General features: G+C 71.8%; 7 protein-coding genes and 1 pseudogene. 2 read left to right on the top strand and 6 right to left on the bottom strand.

Translation table 11 applies throughout. The annotated features are described in order from the left end of the window. Positions 1–27: 27 nt before the first annotated feature. The 5 genes and pseudogenes from AC1D29_RS03445 to AC1D29_RS03425 all read right to left on the bottom strand — a co-directional run bounded on the left by AC1D29_RS03445 (position 28) and on the right by AC1D29_RS03425 (position 8,157). Positions 28–714 (bottom strand): response regulator, encoded by a 687-nt coding sequence (locus AC1D29_RS03445; RefSeq protein ID WP_477894494.1) that lies wholly within the window; start codon positions 712–714, stop codon positions 28–30. Next, positions 711–2,006, bottom strand: a complete 1,296-nt coding sequence (locus tag AC1D29_RS03440) for a sensor histidine kinase (RefSeq protein ID WP_477894493.1) — start codon at positions 2,004–2,006, stop codon at positions 711–713. Before AC1D29_RS03440 ends, AC1D29_RS03445 begins: the two co-directional genes overlap by 4 nt. Before the next feature lie 13 nt (positions 2,007–2,019). Further along, complete coding sequence (locus AC1D29_RS03435; RefSeq protein WP_477894492.1) at positions 2,020–4,071, bottom strand: SPFH domain-containing protein; 2,052 nt, start codon at positions 4,069–4,071, stop codon at positions 2,020–2,022. Positions 4,072–4,116: 45 nt separating this feature from the next. Then, on the bottom strand, positions 4,117–5,541 hold the full coding sequence (locus AC1D29_RS03430; protein ID WP_477895155.1) for a phytase: 1,425 nt from the start codon (positions 5,539–5,541) through the stop codon (positions 4,117–4,119). A 143-nt stretch (positions 5,542–5,684) separates the two neighbouring features. Continuing rightward, positions 5,685–8,157: pseudogene (locus tag AC1D29_RS03425) on the bottom strand (TonB-dependent receptor). A 170-nt stretch (positions 8,158–8,327) separates the two neighbouring features. Here AC1D29_RS03425 and AC1D29_RS03420 point away from each other — a divergent pair. Both AC1D29_RS03420 and AC1D29_RS03415 read left to right on the top strand, forming a co-directional pair. Then, positions 8,328–9,230 (top strand): GGDEF domain-containing protein, encoded by a 903-nt coding sequence (locus AC1D29_RS03420; RefSeq protein WP_477894491.1) that lies wholly within the window; start codon positions 8,328–8,330, stop codon positions 9,228–9,230. After that, the gene (locus AC1D29_RS03415) at positions 9,227–10,267 is read left to right on the top strand and encodes a helix-turn-helix domain-containing protein (protein WP_477894490.1); all 1,041 of its coding nucleotides are present in this window, start codon (positions 9,227–9,229) and stop codon (positions 10,265–10,267) included. The genes AC1D29_RS03420 and AC1D29_RS03415 overlap by 4 nt, the downstream gene beginning before the upstream one ends. Before the next feature lie 170 nt (positions 10,268–10,437). Here AC1D29_RS03415 and AC1D29_RS03410 read toward each other — a convergent pair whose 3' ends face one another. Beyond that, positions 10,438–11,469: an NADP-dependent oxidoreductase gene (locus AC1D29_RS03410; RefSeq protein ID WP_477894489.1), complete on the bottom strand. Its 1,032-nt coding sequence runs from the start codon at positions 11,467–11,469 to the stop codon at positions 10,438–10,440. Between the last annotated feature and the right edge of the window lie 8 nt (positions 11,470–11,477).

Here is an 11,477-nt window from a genome sequence, read left to right as displayed (position 1 = left end):
AATGCCTCGGCTGAGTTCGCCGGACGCTCAGCGCGGCTCGGCGATGCGGTAGCCCACGCCCGGCTCGGTCAGCAGCACACGCGGCTCGCCAGGGTCCGCCTCCAGCTTGGCGCGCAACTGGCCCATGTAAAGGCGCAGGTAGTGGGTCTGCTCGGTGGCGTCCGCCCCCCACACGTCGGCCAGCAGGCGGCGGTGCGTGACGACCTGGCCGGCCTGGCGCACGAGGCGGGCCAGCAACTTGAACTCGGTGGGCGTGAGATGCACGTCGATGCCGTCACGCTTCACGCGGTGGGCCTGCAGGTCCACCTCCAGGCCGGCGCGCCGGTACGACGTGACGGCGGGCTGGGCCACCGTGCCACGGTGGCGCAGCGCCACACGCAGCCGCGCCAGCAGCTCGCCGATGCCGAAAGGCTTGACGAGGTAGTCGTCGGCGCCGGCGTCGAGCAGGCGGATCTTCTGGCCCTCCACCTGGCGGGCCGAGATGACGATGAGCGGCGTGGAGCGCTCGCGGCGCAGTGCCTGCAGCAGCTCCTCGCCGTCGCCGTCGGGCAGGCCCAGGTCCAGCAGCACGGCGTCGAGCTGGCCGGCATGGGTGAGCTGGGCCATCGCGTCGGCCAGGCTGGCGGCGGTCAGCACCTCGTAGCCTTCGACGGCCAGCGCCTCGCGCAGCGTGACGCGCAGCTCGCGGTCGTCTTCGACGAGCAGCAGCTTCATGGCGCGGCTTCGGGCAGTTCTGGCGCGGCGCGCAGCGGCAGGCGGAACTCGAAGCTGCAGCCGCCATGCCCACGCGGGCGCAGGCTCAAGGAGCCCGCATGTGCCTCGGCAATCGCGCGGCACACGGCCAGGCCCACGCCGGCGCCGGGCGGGCGCTGGGAGAAGGCGGCCAGATCGCCGCGCTGGAAGGCGTCGAACACGCGGTCGCGCCAAGCGGGGGCGATACCCTGGCCGCGGTCGCGCACGGCGAACAGCGCTTCGCCACCGACACGGCGCACGACCAGCTCGACCGCTGCCTCGGCGGGGCTGTACTTCAAGGCGTTGTCGAGGAGGTTGTCCAGCAGCTGCGACATCAGGGCCGCATCACACCACAGCAGCGGCAGCTCGGGCTCGATGCGCGCCTTCACGCGGTCGCCGTCCGGGCGGCGGCGCACGCGCCGCAAGGCGGCGCCGACGATCTCCTCGGCCGACTCCCAGTCACTGCGCAGCGCCACGCCGGGTGCACCCAGGCGAGCGAGCTGCAGCGTGTTGTCGGTCAGGCGCACCAGGCGGGCCGTCTCGTCCAGGATGCGCCCGGCCAGCTCCTGGCGCTGGGCATGCGACAGGCGCTCGCCCTGCGTCTGCAGCGCCGACGCCGAGCCCATGATGGTGGCCAGCGGCGTGCGGTAGTCGTGCGAGATGGCGGCCAGCATGGCGTTGCGCGTGGACTGGGTCTCGGCCAGCTCGCCGGCGCGGCGCGCCTCGTCCTGTACGCAGCGGCGCTGCAAGGCCAGGCCCATCTGGTCGCACAAGGCCTGGACGTGGGCGAGGTAGTCGGGCGCCAGCGTGGCGTTGCCCAGGCCGCGCAGCGTGACGGCGCCCAGCGCCGCCTGGACCCCAAGGCGCTGGCCGCGCAGCGGCAGGTAGAGGTCGGGCTCGCCGGCATGGTGGTCGGTGCCGGGGCCCAAAGCGCGGCCGCTGTCGGCGCACAGCTGCAGGCCGGCCATCGCGTTGCCGTCGGGCTCGCCGATCACGATGTCGGGCTCGCCGCACGCCGGCCGCAGCAGCGCGGCCGTCGGCAGGCCCACCAGGTCGGATAACGCCTGCAGCAGTTCATGCGCGTGCACTTCGGGCCGGTCGGCGTCGCGCATCAGGTCGCCGAACTCGCGCAGCGCGCGCTCCAGCTGGGCCGCCCGCTGCGCCGCGCGCAAGCCCTCCCAGGCGCGGCGCAGTTGCCAGCCGACCCAGGCCAGCGCCATCAGCGAACCGGTGGCGATCCACGGCAGGAACTGGACGATGGGGCGGGGGATCATGGGGTCGCGGAGTTTAGGCGGCTGCCACGATCGCCTCCGGCTTGGCGAGCCTGTCCTTCACCAGCCCAGCCAGCAGCACGTCCACCAGCGTGCCGCCCTGTCCGCCTGTCTGCGAACCGCCGCCCACCAGCACCTCGGGCACCAGCTGCACGCCCGCACCGGCCAGCGCCTGCGCCACCTGCACGATGGCGTAGTTGCCCGACTCCATCGAGCCGATCTTCTGGCGGATGACCTCGGCCTCGGCCTCGCCGATGGCCAGCGTCCGGCCGGCCTCGGCCTGGCCGGTCACGCGCGTGACTTCGGCGTCCGCCTCGGCGGTGATCTTCTTGGAGCGCGCCGCGCCATCGGCCGTCTTCACCGCGGCCTGCGCGCTGAACTCGGCGATGGCGACCTTGCGCTCGGCGTCCACCACCTGGGCCTGCGTGCGGGCCAGCGCCGTCGCCTGTTCCAGCTGCTGGCGCACGCCTTGCGCCTCCACCTGTATCGTGAACGTGACCTTCTCCTGCTCGGCCAGCTTGCGGTCGGTCAGCGTCTTCATCAGCTCGGCGGGCGGCACGATGTCGCCGATCAGCGTCTCCACCGCGCCCACGTCGTAGGCCTTCAGCGCCGCGGCGATCGCGGCCTTGGCTTCGGCCTGGCGCTCGCTGCGCTTCTTCAGGAAGTCGATGACGTCGGAGTTCTGCGCCGCGTTGCGGAAGTAGTTGCCGATGGTGGGCTCCAGCACCTGCGTGACCAGCGCCTCCATGCTGCCGAACCGGGCGATGACCTTGGGCGCGTCGTTGCGCGGGATGTGGATGATCTGGCTCACGTCCAGGTTGAACGTGAAGCCGTCGGCCGAGCGCACGGTGATGGTGGACAGGTTGGCGTCCAGCTTGTGCGCCTCGGTCTTGCCGGTGGCCCAGTTCAGCACGACGTTGGCGGTGGGCACGACGCGCACCTTGTGGGTGTAGGTGTTGATGGCGTACTTGCCCGGGTCCAGCACGTCCACCCACACACCCTTCTCGCCGCGGCGGACCATGTTGGCGTGGCGGAAGCCCTCGCCCGTCACGTCCACGCCGGCGCCGCCGACGAAGGCCACGACGACGCCCACCGACGCGATAGGCACCTCGGTCATGTCGATGATCTCGACGGTGGCGAACATCGGGTTGATGAAGTAGCGGCCGGCCAGCAGCACCTGCTCCTGCAAGCCCTTGGTGCCGCCGGCGTTGACGAAGGACTGCGGGTCCTGGAAGACGTTGTGGCCCGGCACTTCGGGGCCGGCGATCTCACCGGTGGTCAGCGACGCGCCTTCGCGGGTCGTGACGATGCCGACCTTGTTGTCGGGCACGTCGGTCACCTGCACCTGCATGACCTTGAAGAGCCCGGGGTTGATGCGGTACTTGCCTTGCGGGATGACGCTCATCTGCGGGCCGCGTTCGCCGCCGCCGTCCATGAAGGCGCGGGCATCCTGGAAGCTGTCACAGGCCACCGCGCGGCCGATGACGCGGCCACCGGCGAGCGGCCGGCCGTCGCGCGCCTCGACGATGCCGATCTTGCCGGGCTCGATGACGGTCATGCGCTCCAGGCGCACGGTGAACAGCAGCGTGTTGATGCGCCAGGCGCCGGGCGGCACCACGCTGGTCTGCAGGCCACGCTCGCCGCCGGCGAGGAAGGCACGTGCGTCCTGGAAGTTGTCGCAGTCCACATGGCGGGCCAGCACGCGGCCGTCGGGCAGCGGCAGGCCGTCGCAGGCTTCGACGATGCCGATGGCGTCATCGGGCACGACGGTGAACTTGACCAGCTCGACCTGGTATTGCCACGGCCACAGGCCCACGTGCAGACCCGGCGCCAGCGTGTCGGCCTGCAGGCCGGCCTCGCCGAACAGCGCGACGATGCGGCCGGGCGGCAGCTCGCGATGGCGGCCGAACAGCACGAAGCCCTTGGTGACGGTGCCGATGGAGTCATCCGGCACGATGACGAAACCGAACAGGCGCAGCGTGCGCTTGTAAAAGACCAGGGCCAGCAGCACGACGGCGGCCAGCACCGTCAGCCAGGGGTTGGCGACCGGGAAGAGCAGGATGTCCATACGGAGCACGGCGGTGAAGAGGCCCCCACTGTGCTCAGCACCGCGTCAGGGACGCATAAGGATGGCCTTCTCCACGTCGCGCCACGGCACCAGCTTGAAATTCTGCGGCCCCAGCGGCAGGCGCTTGTGGCCGTCCTGCACGACCAGCACGCCGTCGGCATACGGCCCGCCCAGGTTGGCGGCGCTCAGGTCCAGGCCGTCGGTCTCGGAGACGCCGTCGATGCCCAACGCCACGTTCGTGCCGATGGCAAAGCTGCCGCGCTGCGCGAACGGCGGCCGCGTGTCGTAGACGGCGTAGGAGTCGCTGCCCTGCGACGACACCACCAACCAGCCGCGGCCGGGGTGGATGGCCATGCCTTCGACGTCGGCCGTCAGGCCCGGCCCCACCGGGATGACCAGCTGCGGCGCGCTGTTCGCCGTGGCCAGGTCTTGCCGCCAGATGCCACGCTTTTCTTCGCCGACAAAGAGTGCCTGCTGCGCCTCGTCGACGACGCAGCCCTCCGGCTGGCTGGCCAGGCGGAACTCACTGACCGGCTCGGCGCGCCAGGTCTTGCCCGCCAGGCTCAGCCTGAGCTGCAGCACGCGGCCGTCCTTGTCGTTGGGGAAGACGTCCAGCCCGCCGTCGGCGTTGCGGCCGACGCAGACGCCGTAGATGTCGGCCAGGCTGGTCTTGAGCCGCGCCAGCTCGGTGACGCGTCCGGCGGGCGAGATGCCGAACAGCACCAGGCCGGCCTCGTCGCGCTGCGTGGCCACGGCCAGGTCCAGCCTGCGGCCGGCATAGGCCAGGCCCTGGCGCAGGTCGACGTTGTTGATGCGCCCGACGGCCAAGAACTGGCGCTCACGCCCATCCAGGCCGTAGACGGCCAGGCCGCGCTTTTTGTCGGTGGCGAGGATGAGGCTTTGCGCGCCGCGCCGCGGGTGCACCCAGATGGCGGGGTCATCCGCCGCGTCGCCGGCCTCGCGCACGGGTTGGGTCTGGCCGCTGGGCAAGACCACGGGCGGGCGTGCGGCCGCCGGCGCGGCGGGATGGTCGGCGAGCCAGGCCTCGAGCCGTGCGTTCAGTGCCTTGCCGTTGGACGCGGCATCGGCCAGCAGCAGGCGCCGGCCTGCGCGCTCCGCATTGGCCGACAGCGCCCACAGGCCCACGTCGGGTTCGGCGACGTAGAGCGTCGCCTCGGCGTCGCGAGCGCGGCAGGCGCTGGGCTCCAGCGGCGTGGCCAGGCGCTGCACCGGCAGCGCACGCTCGCCATCGATCAGCCACTGCTCCGACAACCCCTCCTTGCCGAGCAGGAAGAGCTGCAGCAGGCCTTGCGGGTCGCGGTACAGGCACAGCTGCGCGACGTCCAGCGCGGGGGCCGGCCAGGCGGCGGCGCGCGCCAGCTGGCCCTGCCTGGCGCGCCACAGCTGGATCTGGCCGCTGTCGGTGTCCTGCAACACGGCCAGCGCGCCGTCGTCGCTGCGCTGGTCCATGTGCTTGGCGCGCACCGCATGGCGGGCCAGCAGCCCGCCGGCGTCGTCGTGCAGCTCCAGCGCCGCCTTGCCCAGCACGAAACGGTCGGCCTGCGCGCCGCCGACACAGGCCAAAAGGGCCAGGCCCAGAAGAAGCCGCTGCATCAGAACAGGCTCCACTTCGCGCCGACCTTGAACGTGCGGCCATAACGCTCGTACTGCGCGTTCTGCGCCGGCGTGGCCTGGTAGACGTAGTAGGCCTGGTTGGTCAGGTTGGCAGCCTCGAAGCTGAGCTCCAGCTGTTGGCTGGCCGCGTACTTGAGCGAGAAATCCAGCTGCTTCTGGCCGTCCACGCGCAAGTCCTTGGCCGGGTCGAAGACGCTGCCGACCTCGATCAGGTAGGACGATTGCCGGTTCATCGCCAGCCGGGTGCTGACGCCCTGGCCCTCCCACCCCAGGCTGAGGTTGAAGCTGCGGTCCGACTGGCTGGGCAGGCTGATGTCGCGGCTCTTCCACACGCCTTCGTCGTAGCCGCCCACGCGCGCCTTGGAATGCACGAAGGTCGCGTTGGCGCCGACGATCAAGCCGTTGAACGGTGCCGGCAGGCTGCGCAGCACCTGCGCATAGGCCAGCTCGACGCCGCGCAGCTTGGCGCTGTCGCCGTTGGCGTAGGTGTTGACCTGCGAGTAGCCGGTCCAGCCCGGGGCTGCCTGCCAGGTCGGTCTGGAAGACGAAGTCCTTGATGCGCTTCGTGAACACGAAGGCCGACAGCGTGCCGTCGCGGCCCAGGCCTTGCTCCAGGCCGAAGTCCAGGTTGCGTGAGCGCAGCGGCTTCAGGTTGGGGTTGCCGAGCTCGGCCTCGTCGCCGTCGACGATCTTGCCCGGCGACAGCTGCTCGAAGCTGGGTCGCACCAGCGAGTTCGTCAGCGCGGCGCGCAGCAGCAGCTGGTTGCCGAGGTTCTGGCGCAGCAGCAAGGCCGGCAGCCAGTGCGTGCTGCGCGTGTCCACGCTGATGGGCTGGGCCGCGTCGTCCACCAGTGCCATGCCGCGCGCCTTGAAGGTGATGCGCTCCATGCGCAGGCCACCGAGCAGCTGCAGGCCGCCGCGCTCCCAGGTGGCCTGGGCATAGGCGGCGTCGAGGTTCTCCTTCATGTCGAAGTCGCCGGTGACGGAGTCGGCCACGTCGCGCGAGCCGGCCAGGTCGACGCCCTTCCACAGCGCCCGCGCCTTGTCGGCGTCGGCCACCAGGCCGAAGCTGCCCCAGGGGTAATCGACTGGCTCGCCGCCGGCGATCGCCGCGAAGGTCGGCGTGCCAATGGTCTTGCCCTTGAGCTTGTAGGCCTCCTGCAGGTTGTCCTTGTGCCGGCGCGTGGCCTTGGCGCCAGCCTTGACCTCCAGGCTGTCGCCGCCGCCCAGTTCTAAGGCGCGCTTGACGTCGAGCTTCACATGCTCGACGCGGTCACGCGCCTCGCTGTCCTCGATCTTGAAGTTGTTGAGCTTGTAGAGCGCCGCGTCGCGCAGCGTGGCTGGCGCCTGCAGCACCGGGCGCTGGCTGTCCAGAAAGCCCAGGCCGCTGAACTTGGCGTCGAAGGCCGACGAGGCCAGCGAGTTGGGCGTGTCTTCCTCGGCGCGGCCCACGCCGGCTTCGGCACTGCCCTCCCAGGCGTCCACGGTCAGCTTGCCGCCCAGCGTCAGCGAGCTGGTCTTGGCCACCTCGCGGCGGTCCTTCAGGCCGCGCGAGGCGGTGCCGCCGCCCAGCTCGCCCGGGGCCTGCGCCGCGTTGAGCGCGACCTTGACGGACTGGCGTGTCTCTTCGTCGGTGAAGCGGCTGCTGAAGCCGCGCAGGTACAGCGCCTGGCCGGCCGCGGGGCGCCAGTCCAGGCTCACCGCCGCGCCGACGCGCGAACGCAGGATGCTGTAGCGGCGCAGCTCGAAGGACGCCAGCTTGCCGCCCTCCCAGGCACCGCCGGTCTCGACGTTGTCGCTGGCGAAGCGGCGCTGGTCGCTGGACAGCGACACGGCCAGGCCCAACTGGCCGTCGGCAAAGCGGTCTGCAAAGGTCAGCGAAGCGCGCGGGCGCGCCTTGCCGAGGTTGCTGTCGTGGTTGAGGCCGGCGTCCAGCACCAGCAGACGGCCCTTCACGTCGAAGGCCGTCAGCGTGTTGACGCTGACGCTGCCGCCCAGGCTGTTCGCGTCCACGTCGGGCGTCAGCGTCTTGTTGACTTCCAGGGAACGGATCAGGCCGGCCGGCACCACGTCCAGCCCCGGCGCGCGCCGGCCCGCTTCGGAGGCCGGCACGGTGGCGCCGTTGATGGTGACGTTGTTGTAGTCCGAGCCCAGACCGCGCACCCGCACGAAGCGGCCCTCGCCCTGGTCGCGCTCCACCGTCACGCCCGGCAGCCGGGCCAACGCCTCGGCGGCGTTGCTGTCGGGCAGCTGGCCGATGCCGTCGGCATGCACGACGCTGAGCACGCCCTGCGCCTCGCGCTGCTTGTCCAGCGCCGACTGCAGGCTTGCGCGCTGGCCGGTGACGACGATGGTGTCCAGCTGCCTGGGCGGCGTCTGCGCCTGGGCCGAGAAGGCCAGGCCCAGGGCCAGGCAGAGCAGGCTGGGGCGCGGGAGATGGTTCGAGTTCATTGCGGAAGCCGGGTTGTGAATGGCCGCGATGCTCGCGACCGCCCGTGGCGCCCGTTTGACGGAACCGTCACACAGGCCGGGTGGCGCAGGCCAGGGGCCGCGCTTGAGCCGATCCGACTCCCCCGGCGCGGCTTCCCAACGCTGTCACACGACGTTCATACGATGACCGGATGACACGCCTGACCCTGCCATCGCCCCGGCCCAGCCTGCCGCTGAACCTGCTGGCCCGGGAGTTCTTCTACCCCGCGCTGAGCCTGCTGCTGGCCGGGCTGACGCTGGCCTTCGCCGGCCTGGGCAGCCTCAAGCCGCTGGCTGAATGGCACTGGATGGACGTGCTGGGCGAGGGCGGCATGGCGCTGATGGTGGGCGTGTGGCTGGTCTATGTGCGCGGCAGCCGGCCGGCCGGCCGCGTGACGACCTGGCTGACGCTGGGCCTGGCGGCCATGCTGGTGGGCGAATGGGTGGACGCGCTGGACGAGGTCTGGCGCCTGCCCAAGGCCATGGTCTGGGACAACTGGCTGGAGGCCCTCACGCCGCTGGGCATGCTGCTGCTGACGGTGGGCCTGCACCACTGGCGCCAGGAGCAGCGCGTGCTGAGCGGCCAGCTGGCGCAGCGCGAGCGCTTCCTGCGCGACCACCGCGCGGTCGACCGCGTCACGCAGCTGGCCGACGCGGGCTACATGGCCGCGCAGATCCAGCTCGAGCGCGGCCTGGGCCGCCCGGGCTGTGTGCTGATGCTGGGCTTCGAGGGCTTTGACGGCCTGGTGCGCGAGCAAGGCATCGGCGCCGCCGACCATGCCCTGCAGGCCGCCAGCCTGACGCTGCTGCTGAACCTGCGCGCCGACGACCTGCTGTGCCGCTATGCCGGTGACCGTTTCGTCGTGCTGCTGCCCGGCTGCAGCGATGCCGAGGGCCGGCAGCTGGCCCACGAGCTGCAGGCCGCGTTGGCGCAGCTGAACTTCAACGGGCGCGACGGCCGCCGCCTGCGCCTGCCGGTGCGCACCGCGCTGCTCGGCACCACGGGCACCGAGGCGCCCGAGCAACTGCTGCTGGGCCTGCTCCAGCGCCTATGAACCTGCAGTCCCAGCTCGACGCGCTGTTGCCGCAGGGACTGGGCGGCGACGCCGGGCTGCCGCCCTACGAGATCGACACCGCCTGCCTGCCGGTGGCCGACCATGCGGCGCTGCTGGCCGAGTTCGCCCACCACCGCGGCGTCGCCCTGCCCTGGCCCGAAGCGCCGCTGATCTCGCCGCGCCAGCTGCTGGACCTGCTGGCGCCGCTGCGCGAAGCCGGCGCGGACAGCGCCTTTGCGCTGGGCCAGTTGCTGCTGCCCGGCCACTACGGCCTGGCCAGCCAGGCGCTGCTGCAGGCCGGTGGCCTGGTCGACATGCTGCAGCTGCTGTGCCGCCACGCCGGCCGGCTCACGCCGCTGCTGACGCCGCGGCTGCTGATCGACGAGCACGAGCTGATGCTCGTCTGGACCGACGCCTGCGGCCTGCCGGCGGGGTTGCGCGGCTTCATCGTCGACCTGCACATGAGCGCCGTGGCCGGCCTGTGCGCCTGGCGCGGCGGCGGACGGCTGCCCTGGCGTTTCAGCTTCAACCGCACCGCGCCACGCGACCTGGCCCAGCATGCCGTGCACCTGGGGCCGGCGCTGCACTTCGGCTGCCCGGTCGACGCGATGCGCCTGCCGCGGGCCTGCGCCGAGGCGCCCTGGCCCGGCGCGCAGGCACCCGGGCTGGCCGCGACCGCGCTGGCCCGCCAGGCCGACCCGCAAGCGCTGCGCCGCGGCCTGCTGGCYGCCCTGGGCGACCGACTGGTGCGCCAACTGGCCGAGCCGCCCGGCCTGGAACTGCTGGCCGCCGGGTTCGGCATGAGCCCTGCCACCTTCAAGCGCCGGCTGGCCCGCCACGGCACGCACTATCAGGCCGAGGTCGACCGCATGCGTGCCCACGTGGCGCTGTACCTGCTGGGCCCGCGCGGTCAGGGCCGCGATGCGGTGGCGCAGGCCCTGGGCTATTTCGACGGCGCCAACTTCCGCCGCTCGTTCAAGCGCTGGACCGGTGTTGCGCCGGGCGCCTGGGTGTCGCCGGGCGCCGTGCTCGGCTGAGCGCCGCGCAAAAAAAGAAACCCCGGCACGAAGCCGGGGCTGAAACCGTCTTCCGCTGTCACGGTAGACGCCTGCTCAGGGAGGAACAGCAGGGGGCCTAAGCCCATAGCCAATGTAGCGCGCGGTGCGGCGCACGGCTGTAGGACGAGAGGCCGTCGGGTGATCCCGCCTCAGGTGGGCGCGACCTGCACCACCGTCTTGCCGAAGTTGCCGCCCTGCAGCAGCCGCGCCAGCGCCTGGGGCGCCTGATCCAGGCCCACGACGAGGTCCTCGCGCAACTTGACGCGCCCCTCGGCCAGCCAGGCACTCATCTCGCGCCGGAAACTGTCGAAGCGGTCGCCGTAGTGGTCCAGGATGATGAAGCCCTGCATGCGGATGCGCTTTTGCAGCAGTGTGGCGATCAGCTGCGGGCGGCGGTCCGGGCCGGCCGGCGGCGTGGCGTCGTTGTAGTGGGCGATGAAGCCGCACACCGGCACACGGGCGTGCAGGTTCAGCAGCGGCAGCACGGCGTCGAAGACCTCGCCGCCGACGTTCTCGAAGTAGACATCTATGCCCTGCGGGCAGGCGGCCGCCAACTGCTCGGCCCAGCCCGGCACGTGGCGGTCCACGCAGGCGTCGAAGCCCAGTAACTCGACGGCATGGCGGCATTTGTCCGCGCCGCCGGCGATGCCCACGACGCGCGCGCCCTTGAGCTTGGCCAGCTGCCCGACGATGGCGCCCACCGCGCCGGTCGCCGCGGCCACGACGACGGTCTCGCCCGGCTTGGGCTGGCCGATGTCCAGCAGCCCGACATAGGCCGTGAAGCCCGGCATGCCCAGGCCGCCCAGCGCCAGCGACGGCTGGCCCAGGTCGCCCAGCGCCAGCAGGTCGCTGCCGTCGGACAGCGCGTAGTCCTGCCAGCCGGCGTTGGACAGCACCAGCTCGCCCTCGCGCCAACCGGTGTGGCGCGACGCGACGACGCGGCTGACGGTGCCGCCCACCATCGCGCCACCCAGCGGCACGGGCGGCGCGTAGCCGGGGCCTACCGGGTCCATCAGGTTGCGCATGTAGGGGTCGATGGACAGGTAGAGCGTGCGCAGCAGCACCTGGCCGTCGGCGGGCACCGGAACGGGCTGGGTGTCGAGCCGGAAGTGCTCCGGCCCGGGCAGGCCCTGTGGATAGGCGGCGAGCGTGATGCGGCGATTGATGTCGTGGGTGGTCATGGCGTTTT

Source organism: Roseateles sp. P1_C6 (genome assembly GCF_056406315.1).
This window is presented reverse-complemented; position numbering and strand designations above follow the sequence as displayed.